This is a genomic window from Streptomyces spiramenti, from assembly GCF_012034385.1.
Classification (GTDB): Bacteria; Actinomycetota; Actinomycetes; order Streptomycetales; family Streptomycetaceae; genus Streptomyces; species Streptomyces spiramenti.
Genome location: NZ_JAAVJB010000007.1, coordinates 1 through 18,121, shown reverse-complemented (window position 1 = coordinate 18,121; position 18,121 = coordinate 1). Strand labels below are relative to the sequence as shown.

The window sequence follows — 18,121 nt, the reverse complement described above, 5'->3', positions numbered from 1 at the left end:
CCCCCCCCCCCCCCCCCCCCCCCCCCCCCCCCCCCCCCCCCGCCACAGTGGTCCGGCCACCGGCAGGTCAGCGGGAGCCGGCCTCCTCCTGCGCACGGGCCGCCTCGCCGGACGCCTGCTCGTCCGTGCGGTCGCCGGCCTCCTGCTCCTCACGGGAGAGCCGCCGGCGTTCCTGGGCGTCGAAGTCCGCTATCGTCCGCGCGAAGTCCCGCGTCGAGAGCTGCAGCTTGTAGATGATGGCGAGTTCGAAGACCAGCAGCAGCGCGCCGGCCACGATGGTCACCGGGATGATCGCATTGAACAGCGGCGCGACGATGAAGACGGCCATCTGGAACTCGATACCGCTGACCAGGTGGGTGCGGACGCGGTGCCGCAGCAGGAACGAGCGGGCGCGCAGGTACCAGGGGAACCGGCTCCGGAACTCCCGGTGCAGGTCGACCACGGAGCGGCCGGCAGGGGCTCGGCCGGCGCGCTGCGCGGGGACGCCCGCCCCGGCGTCGGGGGTGTCCGGCGCCGAGACGACCGTGGGGACCTCGCCGGTGCGGGCACCGCGACGCTGCGCGTCGTCGAGCTCGGTGTCCGCCTCGGGGTTGTCTCGGAGCAGGTCCTCCATGAAGGCGAGCTCTATGGCGTTGTCCGCCTCGGCGGCGCGTTCGGCACGCGCCTTGATCTGCTTGCGCATCTCGTGGCGGACCTTGAAGATCTGCAACGCGTCGATGTACCGCAGCATGTCGAGGAAGACGACGGCCAGCGCGAGCCAGATGTACACGACCTCGCCGGTGCGGGCGTACTGACCGCCCATCAGCGCGACGGCGCAGGCCAGCACGCGGATCCGGTCGAAGACGTAGTCCAGCCAGGCCCCGAAGACGGAGCCGGTGCCGGTCAGCCGGGCGAGCTTGCCGTCCATGCAGTCCAGGACGAAGCTGAGGTGGTACAGCAGCGCCCCGACCAACAGCCAGGTCCAGCTGCCCATGGCGAAACAGGCGGCGGCTCCGAGGCCGAGGAAGAGCGCCATCCAGGTGATCTGGTTGGGGGTGAGCCTCGTCCAGACCGCGGTCCAGCGGACCAGCGGGGTGGCGACGGGGTCCACGAGCAGTACGGTCCACCAGGCGTCACGCTTCTTCTGCGTGATCTGGCGGACGGACGTCATAGGGGGGATGTCTTGGCGCATCGTCTGCTTCCGGGGGGCGAGCGGGCCCGGCCGACGCTATGAGGCGAGCCACCCAAATGGCAAGTGAGGATCACGGGTTCCCTCGTATGCGCTCACCTGCCTGAACTGCGGCGCCCCACCCGTCCCGGGGGCCTCTCGCTCACGACACCGGGCGCGATTCCTCCCACAGCCACTCGAAGTCCTCCATATAGGTGTCGTAGAGGCCCGGTTCCGGGCCCTCGCCTCCCGGCACCAGCCCGGTGACCGCTTCTCGCGGGGCGCGCCGCAGGACGACCGCCGGCGACTCCATCCCCCGGCTGCGACCGAGGTACGGCTGGACCACGGCGACCCCGTCGGGGCCGTCCGAGTCCACGAAATATGCGCTGAACCGGGGGATCTCGTCGAACACCTGAATACGGAAAGCCTTCGCATCCCGCACTCGGCTGCGTACTCTGCGTACATGAAGGATGCTGGTCTCCACCGCCCGGCTCAGCTCCCCCCGCTTCAGGCCCAGCTCGCGTTCCCGGCGCCGCATGGTGCCGCCGGCCGGGTTGAGGAAGAGCAGGCGGATCCGGCAGCCGGAGTCGGCGAGCCGCTGCAGCCTTCTGCCGGGGTAGTTCTGCACCAGCAGCCCCAGGCCCGTGCCGACGGCGTCCAGTCGGCGTGCTCCGGCGAACAGTTCCTCCGGCGGGACCCGGCGCTGCAACCGCGCGCGGTCGGCGTGCACCGCCGCGACATCGGTGAAGCGGTCGCCGACGAGCTGCTCCACCGCGTCGGCGGGCAGCCGTTCCGCCGGCCGTTCGGTCCCGGTGGCGGCCAGCATGCGCAGCAGCCGCCCGCAGCCTCGTTCAGCCTGGTCCAGCACGTGCGCGCTGAGGCCGCGGTTGCGCGCCACCGCGCTGCGCGCGGACTCCAGCTCGTCCAGTGTCAGTTCCAGTTCCCGCCTGCTGTCCAGGTACGGCGAGAAGCAGGGCCAGTGCTGCACCATCAGCTCCCGCAGCTGCGGGAGGGTCAGGAAGGCGAGCACCGTGTCGTCGGCCGGGTCCAGCACGTGCCCCTTGCGGCGACTCACCTCGCGCAGCGCCGCCGCCCGCTGCACCCATTCCTGCCCGGTGGGTCCGGCCGCCGCGACCTCCCACTCCTCGCCGTGGACCGGCTCGTACACCGGGCGCAGGACGGCACCCACCACGGCCCGCAGCCGCTGTTCGACGAGGTTCAGCCAGACGTAGGCACGGCCGGCGCGCTCGACCCTCACCCGGACCTCCGCCCAGTCGGCCGAGCTCCAGCTGAGGTCCGCACCGATCTCCACCGGGCGCGGCAGCGGCATCGCGGTGGCCGACACCATGCCCGGGGTGAACGCAGCCGCGCCCGGCGGGAGCTCGCGCCCCGAAGCTCCCACCCCGCCGCACCCCCTTCGTCCCACTCCGATGGATCAAGAAAGCGTACTGCGGGCACGGCTCGGACCGCAGCCCATGCGCGGGAGCGAGGGCCACGACACGCGCCGGGTGGCCCGCGTCCCTGAGCCCGGAGCGGTATCAGCGCCCGCCCTGTGTCCTTCCCCGCCGCAGCGCCGTCCGCACCGCCCTGCCGTCCTCCGACACCGCGCTGTCCCACTTCACCGCGCTGTCCCACTTCACCGCGCTGTCCCTCTTCACCGCGAAAGGCGGCCCTCCATGACCCCGACCTCCGCGGCGCCGGCTCCCGGCGCACGCACGGCACCGCCTCCTGCCGTGCCCACCGCCACCTATCGACTGCAGCTTCGCCCCGAGTTCCCGTTCTCGGCGGCGGAGCAGCTCGTACCCCATCTGGCGCGGCTCGGCGTCTCGCACCTGCACCTCTCCCCGCTGCTGGAATCGGCGGCCGGGTCGGCCCACGGCTACGACGTCACACGCCACGACCTGGTGCGTCCGGAGCTGGGCGGCGAGGACGGGCTCCGCTCGCTGGCGCGCACCGCCGCCGCCCACGGCATGGCGCTGGTCGCCGACCTCGTTCCCAACCACATGGCCGTCCCCTCCCCCGCCGCCCCCGGTGACCCGCTGTGGGACGTCCTGCTGCACGGCCGCGGCTCGCGCCACGCGCGCTGGTTCGACATCGACTGGGAGGCGGGCGGCGGGCGGCTGCTGCTGCCGGTGCTCGGTGGCCCGGTCGGGGCGGAGACGGAATCGTTCCGCGTCGCCGACGGCGAGTTGCGCCTCGGGGACCACCTCAGGCTGCCGCTGTGCGAGGGCACCGCCGACCTGCCGCTTCCCCGGTTGCTGGAGGCCCAGCACTACCGGCTCGCCTGGTGGCGGCTGGCCCGCACCGAACTCAACTACCGGCGCTTCTTCACCGTGAACGAGCTGATCGCCCTGCGCGTCGAGGACCCCGAGGTGTTCGAGGCGACGCACCGCACGGTACTGCGGCTGGTGGCGGAAGGCGTGATCGGCGGCCTCCGCGTGGACCACCCCGACGGGCTGGCCGACCCCGCGGGCTACTTCCGGCGGCTCTCCGAGCGAACAGGCGGCGTCTGGACCGTGGCGGAGAAGATCCTCGGCCGCGGTGAACGACTTCCGCTGGACTGGCGGGTGGCCGGCACCACCGGTTACGACGCACTGCACCACATCGACGGTGTGCTGACCGACGGTCGCGGCCTCGCCGGTCTCACCGAGCAGTACCGGGCGTGGACCGGCGCGGAACCCGACCTCGGCGGCGAGTGGGAGGCGACCGTCCGCCGTGCCACCGCACGCGTGGTCCGCCACGACCTGGCGGCGGAGGTGACCCGGCTGACGCGGGCCGCCGGCCGCGTCTGTGCCGCCGACCCCTCGCAGCGGTTCCGCGACCACGCTCCCTGGGCGCTGCGGACGGCGATCGAGGAGACGCTCGCGGCGCTGCCCGTCTACCGCCCCTACGTACCGGCCGACGGTCCGGCGACCCCGGCGGACGAGGCGATGCTGCGGAGCGCCGCCGAGCGGGCGCGCACGGCGTTCGGCGTACCCGCGGAGAGCGACGCCGTCGTCGCCGTGCGGGAACTCGCCCTGGGGCGGCTGGGGTCGGGCGCCGACCGGGAGGACTTCCGCGCCCGGTTCGCGCAGACGTCGGCGGCGCTGCGCGCCAAGGCGGTCGAGGACCTCGCCTTCTACCGCTGGACGCCGCTGCTCTCGGCCTGCGAGGTGGGAGGGGAACCGGGCGGCCCCGCGGTGGCGCCGGACGTCTTCCACGACTTCTGCGAGCGGCGGCAGCGGGACTGGCCGGGCACGGGCACGGTGGTCTCGACGCACGACACCAAGCGCAGCGCCGACGTCCGGGCCGTGCTGCTGGCACTCGCCGAGCACCCCGACCTGTGGGCGCGCGCCCTGCCCGCGCTGGCGGAGGAGGCGGAGCGCGCGGGGACCCGCCCGCCCGACGCCCACCTGGCATGGGGCGTGTGGCAGAACGCGCTGGGACTGGGCGTCCCCGACCCGGAGCGGCTGGGCGGCGCGGCTCTGAAGTCGGCCCGGGAGGCGGCGCTCCACACCGGCTGGACCGAACCCGACGCCGCGTACGAGCGGGCACTGGCACAGTTCGTCAAGGCGGGGCCCTGTGGCGCCGCCGCGCCGCTGCTGTCCGCGCTCCGTGAGGAGCTGGCGGAGTCGACGCGCGCGGTCACCCTCGCCCAGACCCTGCTCCAGCTGACGATGCCGGGCGTCCCCGACCTCTACCAGGGCACCGAGACGCTCGCGCCCGCACTGGTGGACCCCGACAACCGGCGTCCGGTGGCGTTCCCCGAGGCCGCGCTGCGCGCCGTGGCGCCGGTCCCGGGGGACGACGGCGCGGCGCCACCGCGTGAGGAGCCCGGCGACCCCGTCGACCTGGCGACGGAGAAGCTGCGGCTGACGGCGGTTGCGCTGCGACTGCGGCGCGACCACCCGGCCTGGTTCGGGCCGGACGGGGAGTATCGCGCGGTGACCGCCGACGGCCCGCTCGGTTCGCACTGCCTCGCCTTCACACGGGCAGGCCGGGTGCTGACGGTCGTCACCCGACTGGCGCGCGGCGTCGACGGTCGGGACGGCTGGCAGGACACGGCACTCGCCGTGCCACCGGGGGTGTGGACGGACCGGTCGACCGGCCGGGTCCTCACCGTCACGGAAGCGGGCGAGGGCGTACCGGTGGCGGAGCTGCTGGCCGGGGCACCGGTGGCGCTGCTGGTGCGCACCGGCTGAGGCCGGCGGGCGGACGCGGGGTGGCGCCGGGCACGGACGCCACCCCGCCCCTGCCGGGCACCACCCCCGGCCTCACTGCCAGGTCATGTTGATCTCGCGTTCGATCTCCCGGTAGCCCGCGCGCCGGAACGCGGCGGCCATGGGGGTGTTGCCCAGGTCGGTCGAGGCGCGGATGCGCGGGACGTCCTGCTCCGCCAGGACGCGGGTCCCCTCGGCCAGGACGTCGTCGATGTACCCCCGGCCACGATGGGCCGGCAGCACCGCGAGGTAGGCGATGATCGGGTTGTACCCGTTGTGGGCGGGCACGACGAAGCCGACCGGTTCACCGTCGGGCAGCGTGGCGACGCGCCACCAGGACCGCGGAGTGGTGAAGCGGGCGATCTCCTCCTCGTAATGTGCGGCGGCCACGCGTCGGGCGGGCATCCTGGTCAGGTCGTCGCGGCTGTGCGCGTCGAGGGTCCCGGGCAGGACGTCCGTCATCAGGTCGATCAGCTCCTCGGGGCCGCGCGGCTCCCGGAAGGCGAGTCGGCCGGTCGGCGGCGGCGGTGCGAGGGGGCCCCGCTCCAGGCGGAGCCGTTCCACGAACGGCCGTCCGCCGGTCCGCCGCACCACGTCGTCGAGGTCCTCGACGACCGGGCGGGCATCCGGGTCCTCGCGCCAGTCGGCAGGGACGAACCTGCTGTACATGGGCAGACGTTCCCCGGGCTCCACCACGGCGGCGGTCGCGGCGCGCAGCAGCCGCTCGCCGATGTCCAGGCGCTCGCTCCGGGGCAGGCTCCCGTCGATGTCGAGCACGTCGAGGATGAGCGGGTTCGCCGCCCCGGGCCGGCTCCACCACCCGGCGCGGGCCAGGAGGCGGTCGCCCCGGACGGCCACCCACAGCCAGCCCGGACGGCGCCGCCCGGAGTCGAGGTCGCCGGCGATCTCTGAGTTCAGGGCGTAGGGGAGTCGGGTGAAGAGGGAGAGTTCCTCGCGGCCGGTGATCGGACGCAGGGTCAGGTCGTGCTGGTTCACGTGGGCACCGTTCGGTGTGGGCGCCCGGCCGCTCCGGGGTCAGAGGGTTTCCGTACCCCGGGAGGACGCGGGCGGGTGGATCGCGGAAAGCATCGCTCGCTCCTCCTTCCGTCGTCGTGGCTCGCCCCCGTCGGGCGGCGCGAGCCCAGTAGTACGCGATCGGCCACCGGCGCGCAACGGGCTTTCTCCGGGCGGTCGTGCGCTGTCGGCCGCCGGGCACACCGGCATCGGGCCAAGGTGCGGACCGCCGCAGCCGGCGCCGCCGGGCTCGCCGTGCCTTCCGTCGCCGGTGGCGGCGGAGCACGAGCAGACGGGCGGCGTTCCACGGCTGTCCGAAAGCGGCCGGGTGCGACGGGGAGGCGGTGCGCGATGCCTTTACGTGCATGTAACACCCCGTTACCTTCTCGGCAATGGGAGCGCTCCCATTGCGTTCCCACCCCCCACACGCTGTCTCACGAAGGGACGTGTCCGCCATGCAGGACCGTTCGAAGCGACGTCCGTCGAAGAAGACCGCCCTGGTCGCCGCCGCGGCGGCCCTGCCCGCCATGGCGATGGTCATGATGACCGGTGGCACCGCCGCCGCGCACGGTGCCCCGATGGACCCGGGCAGCCGCACCTACCTCTGCTACGTCCACAGCATCGACAACACCGGACAGATCAGCCCGAGCAACCCGGCGTGCGCCGCGGCCCTCGCGCAGGGCGGAGCCAACGCCTACTACAACTGGTTCGCCGTGCTCCAGTCCAACGGCCAGGGCCGCACCGCCGGCTTCATCCCCGACGGCCAGCTGTGCAGCGGTGGCTCGGGCGCCTTCGACTTCTCCGGCTTCGACCTGCCGCGGAACGACTGGCCCTACACGCACGTGACCGCCGGCGACGACTACCGCTTCAGCTACAACGTCTGGGCGCACCACCCGGGCAGCTTCCACATGTACGTCACGAAGGACGGTTTCGACCCCTCACAACCGTTGACCTGGGACGACATCGAGGACGAGCCCTTCGCGTCGGTCGACGACCCGCCGTGGACGGGCATCGGGTCCATCGACGACGAGTACTACTGGACCTCCACGCTGCCCGACGACAAGGTGGGCCGACACCTCATCTACACCGTGTGGGAGCGGTCGGACAGCCCCGAGACCTTCTACAGCTGCTCCGACGTGGTGTTCGACGGCGGGAACGGGGAGGTCACGGTGCCCGGCGGCAGTACCGGGGCGTCGGCCGAGGTGGCGGAGGCCCACTCGGCCGTACCCGACCTGGGCGACCACGCCCACCACGGGTCCCACGGCAGCGCCACCCACGCGTCGCACAGCGTGCCGGTCAACTCCACGGCCGACTGGTTCGGTCCCGGCAACGCGCTCGGCGAGGCCGGCCAGACACTCGGCGCGCTCATCGGCGGGGTCTGGTCCACCCGCTGACGGCGGCGGCAGGCCCGCCCCGTCGCCCTCGGCGGGGCGGGCCTCACCGTTCGACGGAACCCGACCCCGGCTCCGCCACGAGGTACCCGACGCTCCCGAAGCGCAGTGTGTCCCCCGGCGCCAGGGTCGCGGCGCCCATGACGCGCGCCCCGTTGACCCAGGTGCCGTTGGCGGAACCGACGTCCCGCACGGTCCACGTCTCCCCCACGCCCTTGAGCTGCGCGTGGAAGCGGCTGACGGAGGGGTCGCTGATGCGCAGCACCGAACCGGGGGCGCGACCCACGGAGATGGGGTGCCGCCCCGGGGCGGGGAGGACCAGTCGGGGCAGTCGCTCGGAGTCCCACGCCCGGCGCACCCGCTGGTGGAAGGCGGAGGCGCGGCCGACGGTACGGACCATGCGACCGCGGGGCCGGCGCCCCGGCAGGTCGGCCGTCGCGGCGAAGAGCTCGGACACCTCCTCCGCGGTGACGACGATCTCCATACGGCGCTGGAAGGTGTCGTGCGACACCTTCCGACGGGCGACGCCTTCCCGCAGCGCGGTCAGGGCCTGAACCCGGTCGGTGTCCTGCACGGCGAGGGCCGTGGTCTCATCGGCGGAGGTCATGCGGATCATTCTCGGGCAGCTCCCGAGACGAACCGGCCGGTTCCCCGCGACAGTTCTGTAACAGGGTCGCCCCACCGACACCGGCGTGCACGAGCGAGGTTGCCGCACACCCGTCCGCGACCGCTCCCCGACCACGCGCCCGCCACACGCCGGGCGATGGTCTGGCCCCCGGCGGCGCGGGGGCCGACCATGGTCCTCATGCTCTTCGAGGTGTGGGCACCCCACGCACACGAGGTCGCGCTCCTGCTGGACGACGCGACCCGGACCATGGCCCCCGACCCGGCACGCCCCGGCTGGTGGCGCAGCGCCGCCGAAGCGGCGGACGGCGCCCGCTACGGGTTCCGGCTCGACGGCGGGCCGGTGAGACCCGACCCGCGCGCCCGGCGCCTGCCGGACGGGCCGGGCGACCTCGCCGCGGTGGTGGACCACACGACCCACCGCTGGGAGCACCCCTGGGCCGGACGCGGCCTCGCGGGCGCCGTCCTCTACGAACTGCACGTGGGCACGTTCACCGACGCGGGCACGCTGGACGCCGCCGCCGAGCGGCTCCCCCTCCTGGCCGAGCTGGGTGTCAGCCACGTCGAGCTGATGCCGCTCTCCCCGTTCCCCGGCCGGCACGGCTGGGGGTACGACGGCGTCGCGCCGTGGGCGGTCCACGAGCCGTACGGCGGGCCGGCCGCGTTGCGTCGTTTCGTGGACGCGGCGCACGGCGCCGGCCTCGGCGTGGTCCTCGACGTCGTCCACAACCACCTCGGGCCCTCGGGGAACTTCCTCTCCGAGTTCGGCCCGTACTTCACCGACCGCACGCGCACGCCGTGGGGCGAGGCCGTCAACCTCGACGGTCCCGGCAGCGACGAGGTCCGCGCCTACTTCGCCGGCAGCGCGCTGGCGCTGCTGCGGGAGTACCGCCTCGACGGCCTACGGCTGGACGCCGTGCACGCGCTCTCCGACACCCGCGCCCGCCACTTCCTGGCTGAGCTGTCGGCCTCGGTGGACGCGCTGGCGCAGGCCACCGGCCGGCCGCTCTTCCTGATCGCGGAGTCCGACCTCAACGACCCGCGGACCACCGCCCCGCGGAGCGCACACGGCCTGGGGCTGCACGCGCAGTGGAACGACGACTTCCACCACTGCCTGCACACCGCGCTGACCGGCGAGGCACAGGGGTACTACGCGGACTTCGCCCGCGCCCCGCTCACCGCGCTGGCCGGCGTCTGCGCCCGGGGCTTCTTCCACGACGGGGGCCACTCCTCGTTCCGCGACCGCAACCACGGCGCGCCGCTGTCGCGGGAGCTGCCCGCCGCCCGGCTCGTGGGCTACGCCCAGACCCACGACCAGGTGGGCAACCGGGCGCTCGGCGACCGGCTGGCGTCGGGGGTGGACCGTTCCCTGCTGTTCTGCGCCGCCGCACTGGTGCTGTGCGGCCCGTTCACGCCCATGCTGTTCATGGGCGAGGAGTGGGGAGCCCAGACCCCGTGGCAGTACTTCACCGACCACCCGGACCCCGAACTGGCGTCGGCCGTCCGCGAGGGGCGGCGCCGGGAGTTCGCGGCGCACGGCTGGGAGCCCGACGAGGTGCCCGACCCGCAGGACCCGGCCACCCGGGAGCGGTCGGTGCTGCGGTGGCCGCGACGTCCGCAGGACGACGCGCTCTGGCAGTGGTGCCGAGCTCTGATCGCGCTGCGCGGTGCCCACCTGCCGCCGGAGCTGACGCTGCGCGAGGTGAGCGCGACCGCGGACGAGGCGCGGCGGCTGCTCGTGGTGTCCTCCGGACCGCTGATCGTCGCCGTGAACCTCTCCGACACCACCACGACGGCACCGCTGCCCCCCGGGCGGTGCGAGCTGCTGGCGACCCCTCCGGGCGCCGCGGTGGCCGCACCCGGGCCGGCGGGGGTGGCGCTGCCGGCCCGTTCGGTGGCGGTGCTGCGTCTCGTCGGCGGCTGATGGCGCCGGGGCGCCGGTAACCGGTCGGGGACCGGGGCCGTCAGCGCCCGCTGCCGACCTCGGCCGTCTCCGCGACCACGCGCGCGAACCGCCGGGTCACCGTCCGCCAGACGGCCTCGGCCGCGGGCTCCGCCTCGGCGGCGCGGCGGACGAGCTCGGCGGGGTCAAGCCCCCGGCGCCGCAGCGGCTCTGGGTCCCACTCCGCCAGCCGGTCGGCGGCGACCTCGGGGTGGAACTGGGTGCCCCAGGCGGAGTCGCCGACGCGGAACGCCTGGTGGGGGCAGGCCCGGCTCTCGACCAGCCAGTGGGCGCCGGGCGGCAGTACCGAGATCCTGTCGACGTGCCGCTCGATCGCGGTCACCTCGTCGGGCAGGCCGCGGAACAGCGGGTCGTCATCGGCCTCGGGCCGCAGTGTGAGCGGGGTGGAGCCGAACTCGGGCTCGCCCGCGGCTCCCTCCACCGTGCCCCCGGCGACGTGCGCGAGCAGTTGGCCGCCGAGGCAGATGCCGAGCACCGGGACCCCGGTGTCCAGCGCGGCCCGGACGAGCCGCCGTGTCGGAGCGAGCCACGGCGCGCGCCGGTCGTCGTCGGGCAGGTAGCCACCGCCCAGCACCACCACGGCGGCGTGGTCCCCGGGCCGCTCCGGCACCGCGTCGCCCGAGTACCCGTGGGCCACCCGGAGCTCCAGCCCGGCCTCGGTCAACCAGGTGCCGACGCGGCGCGGCCCGCCCTGCGGTCCGTGCTGGACCACCAGGACGGGCAGCGGGGTCCGTCGGGCGCCCACGGGTGTCAGGACGTCGCCGGGGCGCCGCCGTCCTCGGGGGCGAGCCGGACCGCGATCGAGTTGATGCAGTACCGCAGGTCGGTCGGGGTGTCGTAGCCCTCCCCCTCGAAGACGTGCCCGAGGTGAGAGCCGCAGGTGGCGCAGAGCACCTCGGTACGCGGGCGTCCGGGGATGGAGTGGTCGGCGCGCGTCTCGACCGCGTCGCTGTCCGCCGGGTCGTAGAACGAGGGCCAGCCGCAGTGGCTCTCGAACTTGGTGCCCGAGCGGAACAGCTCGGTGCCGCAGCCGCGGCAGTTGTAGACGCCGACACGGGTGGTGTCCGTGTACTCGCCGGTGAACGCCTGCTCGGTGCCCGCCTGCCGCAGTACGCGGTACTCCTCGTCGGTCAGCTCCTCGCGCCACTGCGCGTCGGTCTTCTCGACCTCGTAGCCCATGGTCCTGCTCCTCGAAACTCGGTCTCCGGAGCGGCGCGCCCGCGCCGGCCCGGTGGTGACAGCGGGCGGGGCCCGCCTTTCATTCCCGCGCCGCCGGTCGGTGGCCGGCGGGCCACCGACCGGCGGGACGGGACTGCTCAGCCGGCCTGCGCCAGCCGGGCCAGGATCGCGGGGCCGAGGTCGGTCACGTCGCCGGCTCCCATCGTCAGCACCAGGTCACCCGGGGCGACCATGGTGGCGATGCGCCGCGCGACGGCCGTCATGTCGGGCTCCGGTACCGCCTTCGCGCCGTGGGCGAGGGCCGCCTCGATGATCAGCCGGCTGGTCACCCCGGGGATCGGGTCCTCCCGCGCCGGGTAGATGTCCAGGACCACCGAGTCGTCGGCGAGCGCCAGCGCCTGGCCCATCTCCGTCCCCAGCTCCTTGGTGCGGCTGAAGAGGTGCGGCTGGAAGACCACCAGGACGCGGCCCTCCCCGGCACCGTCCCGGACGGCCTCCAGGTCGGCGGTCATCTCGGTCGGGTGGTGCGCGTAGGAGTCGATGACCCGCACGCCGCCCGCCTCTCCCTTGAGCTGGAGGCGACGCGCCACTCCCGTGTAGCTGCTGAGTGCTGCGGCGAGCTGGTCGGCGGGGACGCCCACGGCGGCGCCGGCCGCGAGCGCGGCGACCGCGTTGTGGGCGTAGTGGCGTCCCGGGACGGAGACGGTGAACGCGATCTCCCGGCCCCCGAGGGCGACGGTGACCTCGCTGGTCAGCCCCTTGGGCTCCACCTTCAGCACCCGGGCGTCCGCGTCGGGCGCGGCGCCGTAGGTGACCACCCGCACACCCCGGGCGGCGGTGTCAGCCTCCACCCGCGCCGCCAGCTCGCGGGTACCGGCGTGGTCGGCGTTGATCACCAGGGTGCCGCCGTCGCGGACCCGTCCGACGAAGGTCTCGAAAGACTCGTAGATCTCCTCGATGGACGCGTAGTTGGCGTGGTGGTCCAACTCGGCGTTGAGGATGACGGCGACCTCGGGGGCGTAACGGTGGAAGCTGCGGTCGCTCTCGTCGGCCTCTGCGACGAACAGGTCGCCGGCGCCGTTCTCCGCGTTGGATCCGGGGTGGTCGAGGTCGCCGCCGATGGCGTAACCGGGCTCCAGGCCCAGGGTCCGCAGGGCGACGGCCAGCATCGAGGTGGTGGTGGTCTTGCCGTGGGTGCCCGCGATGGCCAGCGAGCGGCGTCCCTCCATCACGGCGGCGAGCGCCTCGGAGCGGTGCAGCACGGGAAGGCCTCGCTCCCGGGCCGCGGCCAGCTCCGGGTTGGTGTCCCGGATGGCGCTGGAGACGACCACGCAGCTGGCGTCCGGGGCGAGGTGGTCCGCCTCGTGCCCGATGGCCACGCGCGCGCCGAGTTCCCGCAACGCGCGGACGGTGGCGGACTCCCGGGCGTCGCTGCCCGCGACGGCCGTGCCGCGCTGGCTGAGGATCTTCGCGATGCCGGACATCCCCGCTCCGCCGACCCCGATGAAGTGGGGGCGATCCCAAGTGGGCGGGCCTGCTGCCATGCGCGTTCTCCCTCGTCGATTCCTACCCGTGGATTGTCGCACCGTGTACGCGTGCCCAGGGGCAGTGGGGGCCGCGCCGCGCGCCGGGGGCACGGGCGCGGCCCCGGCACGTCACTCGGCATGGGCGAAGAGCTTGAGCACGGGGACCCCCACCTTGTGCCGGGCGCGCGAGGCCCAGTCCCGGTGGAAGAGTTCCTCGATGTAGTGGGGCGCGGTCAGCACGACGACCTCGTCGGCCGCGACCTCGCGCACGACCTCCGCCAGTTCCTCCAGCGGGTGGTCGGCGACCAGTCGGCCCTCGGCCTCCGCACCGGCGTCCCGCAGCACCGCGACCGAGTGGCGCAGTGCCCGTTCGGCCGGTGGCACCGCGTCCGGCCCCTCGGGGACGTCGTTCTCCCGTACCGCCCGCCCGAACTCGCCGAGCGCCACGTCGTCCAGGGCCCGCAGCAGTCGGTCCTGGTCCCCCCGGGGCTGCATCAGCACCACGAAGGTGACGGGGTCGTCACCGTGGAGAGTGGTGACGAGCTCGACGTCGGTGGGCACCATCGCCTTCTCGATCATGAGGACTGTCGTGATCACCGTGAGTGCCCTTCGTCGAGGCCGGGACCCGCGTGGCCCGGCACGGACCGTCGTGCCCCGTCGGCGCACGGGGTCGCGCAGTGATTCTGCCCACCCAAGAATATGCGGAACGTGATCTTCCGCTCTTGTGCGCCGCTCCGCGCGCCGGGGGCGCCACCGCCGCCCATGCCCCGGCGGACACGCCGGCCCCGCGCCCTCCGGCCACGGATCCCGGGAGGCGGTGCCGACCGGGCGGAGCCCCCTCTCCACGGGGCGGGTCAGACCGTGCCGGTCTCCTCCGCGGCACCGGGCAGGACCCCGCCGCGAACGTGGCGGGTGAAGAGGAAACCGTCGTGCTCCAGGAGGGACACCGGGGCGAAGTCGGTCGGTGCCGTCAGCGCGGGACCCGCAGCGATGCGCCCGGCGTCCCCCAGCGCCAGCCGCGGCGAGAGCGTGAGGCACAGCTCGTCCACCGATTCGGCGGCGGCCAGCTCCCCGAGCAGTCGCGGACCGCCCTCGCACAGCACCCGCCGGTGGCCGAGGCGCGCCAGCTCCGGCTTGATCCGCGCCGCGTCCACCCGGACGCCGTCGCCCGCGGTCACCACCACCGCCCCGGCCGCGCGCGCCGCCCGCAGCCGGTCGGCGGGAGCCTCCGCGCCGGTCAGCAGCAGCGTCGGGGTGTGCGGGGCGGTGAACAACGGGGCGTCGAGGTCCAGGTCGAGCGAACCGCTGACCACCGCCACGGCAGGCGCGGGCGACTGCCCCGCGGCCTCCCGGGCGGCGGCGAACTCCTCCCGGCGACGGGCCGGCCGGTACCCCTCGGCACGCACGGTCTGCGCTCCGACGAGCACCACGTCCGCGAGTTGCCGGAGCACGCCGAAGATCCGCATGTCCGCCTCCCCGGAGAGCGGCTGCGACCTCCCCTGGTGGTGCACCGCCCCGTCGAGCGAGGCGACCATGTTGGCGCGCAGCCACCCCTCCGGCGGGGTGGGATGGGTGTAGGCGCGGGCGATCTCCGACAGCTCCCAGAGCCCCTCGTCGGACTCGGCCGCGGGCTCGGGGGCGGGGATGAGGCGTCTCATGGCGCGCAGTGTGGCACAGCGCACCCGTGAGGCCTCCGAGCACCGGCGTACCGCGCCCTAGACTGGACGATCGTGTCCTCCAGCGCAGCGTCCCAGCCCCCCGCCGCCACTCCGCCCGACGCCGCTCCGCCCGACGGCGGGCGCGCCCACGCCCGGGCCGACGACGCCTCCGGCCCCGCGAACGACACCACCACGGTGCCCACCGCACTGTGCGAACGGTCACCCCGGGTGCCCGCGGAGCAGCTGGTGGCCGAGATGGTGCCGCCTCCCAGGTTCGACGCGGTGCGGTTCGGGACGTACGTCCCCGACCCGTCGCAGCCCAGCCAGACGGAGGCCGTGGAACTGCTGAGATCGTTCGCCGCCGGGTTGGGCGGCGCGAGCGCCACCGGTGAGGCGCGCGGCGGTCTCTTCCGCCGCCGACGCAGGCGCGCGGTCGCCGAGGGACCGCGCGGCGTGTACCTGGACGGCGGCTACGGCGTGGGCAAGACCCACCTGCTGGCCTCGCTCTGGCACGCCACACCGGCACCGCCGGAGCGCAAGGCGTTCGGGACCTTCGTCGAGCTGACCCATCTGGTGGGCGCGCTGGGGTTCCAGCAGGCCGTGGCGGCGCTCTCCGGGCACCGGCTGCTGTGCATCGACGAGTTCGAGCTGGACGACCCGGGTGACACCGTGCTGGTCTCCAGCCTGCTCGGCCGCCTCGTGGAGGCTGGGGTGGCGCTGGCCGCCACCTCCAACACCCTGCCGGGGAAGCTCGGCGAGGGCCGGTTCGCGGCCACCGACTTCATGCGGGAGATCCAGGGACTGTCCGCCCACTTCCGGGCGGCGCGGATCGACGGTCAGGACTTCCGGCACCGCGGGCTCCCCGAGGCCCCGGCGCCACACGACGACCGGACCGTCGTCGGCACCGCCCACCGCACGCCCGGTGCCTCGCTCGACGCGTTCCCCGCGCTGCTGGGCCATCTCGCCACGGTGCACCCCAGCCGGTACGGCGCGATGTGCGAGGGGCTCTCGGCGGTCTGCCTGACCGGCGTGACCCCGGTCCCCGACCAGTCGACCGCGCTGCGGCTGGTGGTGCTGGCGGACCGGCTGTACGACCGCGAGGTGCCGGTGCTGGCCTCGGGGGAACCGTTCGACCGGCTGTTCTCCGAGGAGATGTTGAACGGCGGCTACCGGAAGAAGTACTTCCGCGCGATCTCCCGGCTCACCTCCCTGGCCCGCGACGCGGGCCGGCTGACCGGGAGCTGAGGGGCCGGGCCTCCCTCCGATGGCGGGCCGCGTCGGCCGCCGCCATGATCGAGGGGTGACCGACGGGCGGCGCACCGCCGCGCCCGCGGGCCCGGCGAGCGCGGAGGCACCGTCATGACACCCCGGAACCCCGAGACCGCCGCCGGCGGGCACCCCGCGCCAGGACCGGTCTCGGCCCTGCTGCGGGTCCACGGCGCCCCCGTCGACCTCGCCTCCCTGCCGACCGGCGCCACCCCGGGGTTCCCGCCGGGCCGGGACGGCGCGCGGCACACCCGCGACCGGCAGAAGCGCGGCGGCCGACACCCCGGGCGGACCAGGGCCGAGCTGAAGGACGACAAGCGCACCGCCCGCCGGGCCGCGGAACGCACCGCGGGAGAGCTGGCGTCGCTCCAGGAGCGCCTCCACGCCGCCGCGACGGCGGGCGACCGGCGCCGGGTGCTGCTGGTGCTCCAGGGGATGGACACGTCCGGCAAGGGCGGCACCGTCAAGCACGTGGTGGGCGCCTTCGACCCGGCGGGCTGCCGAGTGCACGCCTTCAAGGCCCCGACGCCCGAGGAGCTGGCCCACCACTTCCTCTGGCGGGTCGACGCCGCCCTCCCGCCGGCCGGCGCGATCGCCATCTTCGACCGGTCCCACTACGAGGACGTGCTGATCGCCCGCGTGCGCGGCCTGGTCCCGCCGGCGGTCTGGACACGGCGCTACGACGAGATCAACGCCTGGGAGTCGAGCCTCGCGGCCGACGGGGTCACCCTGGTCAAGGTCTTCCTGCACGTCGGTCGCGACCGCCAGCGCGCGCGGCTGCTGCGACGGCTGGACGACCCGGACCGCCGGTGGAAGTTCAGTCCGGACGACGTCGCGGAACGCGCGCTCTGGCCCGCCTACCGGGAGGCGTACGAGGCGGTGCTCGAACGCTGCTCGACGGAGGCCGCACCGTGGTACGTGGTGCCGGCGGATCGCAAGTGGTACCGGAACTGGGCGGTGGGCCGGCTGCTCGCCGAGCACCTGACCGCGCTCGACCCCCGTTTCCCCCGCGTCGACCTCGACACCGACCGGTACCGCGCCCAGCTGCTCGCCTCCTGAACCGGGGCCGTGGCGGAGCCCGGGGCGGAGCGCGCGAGCCCGGCGCCGCGCGGGAACCGTCGCGACGGACCCCGGCGTCCGTTCCCCCGCAAGCTCAAATTCTGCTCTGAACTCGGCCCCGGTCCGGTTCGTCGCCCTCCCTCGGGAGATGACAAGGGCACCGGCGCCGGGGTACCGGTCGGCCGGGGGAAGGGGGACCATCTCATGGTCGCACTTGGCACGGGGATCGGTTGGCGGCCCGAACTCGCTTCGGGGATCGCGGGAATGACGGACCTCGACTGGGTCGAGGTCGTCGCGGAGAACATCTGCCCCGGGCACGTGCCCGAACCACTGCGGGCGCTGCGGGACCGCGGGGTGACGGTGGTGCCGCACGGCGTCGGCCTGGGGCTGGGCGGTGCCGACCGCCCGTCGCCGGCGCGGCTGGTCCGCCTCGCGCACGTCGCGGCGGATCTGGGTTCGCCGCTGGTGACCGAGCACATCGCGTTCGTCCGGGCGGGGGGCCCGGTGGCCGGTGCCCGGCAGGTCGAGGCCGGTCACCTGCTGCCCGTCCCCCGCACCCGTGAGGCGCTGGACGTGCTGTGCGAGAACGTCCGCATCGCGCAGGACGCACTGCCGGTGCCGCTGGCACTGGAGAACATCGCCACCCTGGTCGCGTGGCCCGACGACGAGCTGACGGAGGCGCAGTTCCTCGGCGAACTGGTGGAGCGCACCGGTGTCCGCCTGCTCATCGATGTCGCCAACCTGCACACCGACCACGTGAACCACGGGCGGGACCCCTCGGCCACCCTCACGGAGCTGCCGCTGGAGGCTTTGGCCTACGTGCACGTGGCGGGGGGCGTGGAACGGGACGGGCTCTGGCACGACACCCACGCGCACCCGGTGCCGCCGGCGGTACTGGCGCTGCTCGGCGACCTCTGCGCGCTCCGGGAGCCGCCGGGGGTGCTGCTGGAGCGCGACGACGCGTTCCCCGAGCCGGCGGAGCTGACGGCGGAACTGGCGGTGATCCGCGCGGTCGTGGCCGCCACCGGTCGGTCCTCGCTCGCGCCGACCGGCACCGTCGCGGCTCCGGAGCGGGCGCGGGCCGCGACCGCGACC

15 protein-coding genes are annotated in these 18,121 nt (G+C 74.6%); 6 read left to right on the top strand and 9 right to left on the bottom strand.

All coding sequences use genetic code 11. The annotated features are described in order from the left end of the window. Positions 1-67: 67 nt before the first annotated feature. Entirely contained in the window at positions 68-1,150 is a 1,083-nt protein-coding gene (locus tag HCJ92_RS01930) for a CDP-alcohol phosphatidyltransferase family protein (RefSeq protein ID WP_245240476.1), read from the bottom strand. 160 nt (positions 1,151-1,310) lie between these two features. After that, positions 1,311-2,495 carry an SAV2148 family HEPN domain-containing protein gene (locus tag HCJ92_RS01925; protein WP_167931597.1) on the bottom strand — a complete coding sequence of 395 codons (1,185 nt, stop codon included), beginning with the start codon at positions 2,493-2,495 and terminating at the stop codon, positions 1,311-1,313. A 328-nt stretch (positions 2,496-2,823) separates the two neighbouring features. Between HCJ92_RS01925 and treY the strand changes: the two genes are divergently transcribed. Then, positions 2,824-5,328 carry a malto-oligosyltrehalose synthase gene (treY, locus tag HCJ92_RS01920; protein ID WP_167931596.1) on the top strand — a complete coding sequence of 835 codons (2,505 nt, stop codon included), beginning with the start codon at positions 2,824-2,826 and terminating at the stop codon, positions 5,326-5,328. Positions 5,329-5,400: 72 nt separating this feature from the next. Here the strand turns inward: treY and HCJ92_RS01915 are convergent, their stop codons facing one another. Then, positions 5,401-6,342, bottom strand: a complete 942-nt coding sequence (locus HCJ92_RS01915; protein WP_167931595.1) for a GNAT family N-acetyltransferase — start codon at positions 6,340-6,342, stop codon at positions 5,401-5,403. 473 nt (positions 6,343-6,815) lie between these two features. Between HCJ92_RS01915 and HCJ92_RS01910 the strand changes: the two genes are divergently transcribed. Beyond that, complete coding sequence (locus tag HCJ92_RS01910; RefSeq protein ID WP_167931594.1) at positions 6,816-7,754, top strand: lytic polysaccharide monooxygenase auxiliary activity family 9 protein; 939 nt, start codon at positions 6,816-6,818, stop codon at positions 7,752-7,754. Positions 7,755-7,797: 43 nt separating this feature from the next. Here the strand turns inward: HCJ92_RS01910 and HCJ92_RS01905 are convergent, their stop codons facing one another. Continuing rightward, positions 7,798-8,358 (bottom strand): DUF1707 and FHA domain-containing protein, encoded by a 561-nt coding sequence (locus tag HCJ92_RS01905; protein WP_167931593.1) that lies wholly within the window; start codon positions 8,356-8,358, stop codon positions 7,798-7,800. 198 nt (positions 8,359-8,556) lie between these two features. Between HCJ92_RS01905 and treZ the strand changes: the two genes are divergently transcribed. Beyond that, positions 8,557-10,299: a malto-oligosyltrehalose trehalohydrolase gene (gene treZ, locus HCJ92_RS01900; RefSeq protein WP_167931639.1), complete on the top strand. Its 1,743-nt coding sequence runs from the start codon at positions 8,557-8,559 to the stop codon at positions 10,297-10,299. Positions 10,300-10,339: 40 nt separating this feature from the next. Here the strand turns inward: treZ and HCJ92_RS01895 are convergent, their stop codons facing one another. The 5 genes from HCJ92_RS01895 to HCJ92_RS01875 form a co-directional block, all read right to left on the bottom strand. Next, complete coding sequence (locus HCJ92_RS01895; RefSeq protein ID WP_338053969.1) at positions 10,340-11,083, bottom strand: type 1 glutamine amidotransferase; 744 nt, start codon at positions 11,081-11,083, stop codon at positions 10,340-10,342. A 5-nt stretch (positions 11,084-11,088) separates the two neighbouring features. Then, positions 11,089-11,517, bottom strand: coding sequence for a peptide-methionine (R)-S-oxide reductase MsrB (gene msrB / locus HCJ92_RS01890; RefSeq protein WP_167931592.1), 429 nt, complete (start codon positions 11,515-11,517; stop codon positions 11,089-11,091). A gap of 137 nt (positions 11,518-11,654) precedes the next feature. Continuing rightward, positions 11,655-13,061, bottom strand: a complete 1,407-nt coding sequence (gene murC / locus HCJ92_RS01885; protein WP_167931591.1) for a UDP-N-acetylmuramate--L-alanine ligase — start codon at positions 13,059-13,061, stop codon at positions 11,655-11,657. A gap of 111 nt (positions 13,062-13,172) precedes the next feature. Further along, positions 13,173-13,640 (bottom strand): indole-3-glycerol phosphate synthase, encoded by a 468-nt coding sequence (locus HCJ92_RS01880; RefSeq protein ID WP_167931590.1) that lies wholly within the window; start codon positions 13,638-13,640, stop codon positions 13,173-13,175. A 257-nt stretch (positions 13,641-13,897) separates the two neighbouring features. Beyond that, positions 13,898-14,701, bottom strand: coding sequence for a pyrimidine reductase family protein (locus HCJ92_RS01875; protein WP_167931589.1), 804 nt, complete (start codon positions 14,699-14,701; stop codon positions 13,898-13,900). Between the two features lie 195 nt (positions 14,702-14,896). Between HCJ92_RS01875 and zapE the strand changes: the two genes are divergently transcribed. The 3 genes from zapE to HCJ92_RS01860 all read left to right on the top strand — a co-directional run. After that, positions 14,897-15,946, top strand: coding sequence for a cell division protein ZapE (gene zapE / locus HCJ92_RS01870; protein WP_338053973.1), 1,050 nt, complete (start codon positions 14,897-14,899; stop codon positions 15,944-15,946). A 114-nt stretch (positions 15,947-16,060) separates the two neighbouring features. Further along, complete coding sequence (locus HCJ92_RS01865; protein WP_167931588.1) at positions 16,061-17,026, top strand: PPK2 family polyphosphate kinase; 966 nt, start codon at positions 16,061-16,063, stop codon at positions 17,024-17,026. A 204-nt stretch (positions 17,027-17,230) separates the two neighbouring features. Further along, positions 17,231-18,121 (top strand): MbnB/TglH/ChrH family RiPP precursor modification enzyme (locus tag HCJ92_RS01860; protein ID WP_167931587.1); only part of this gene is annotated, 891 nt, incomplete at its 3' end.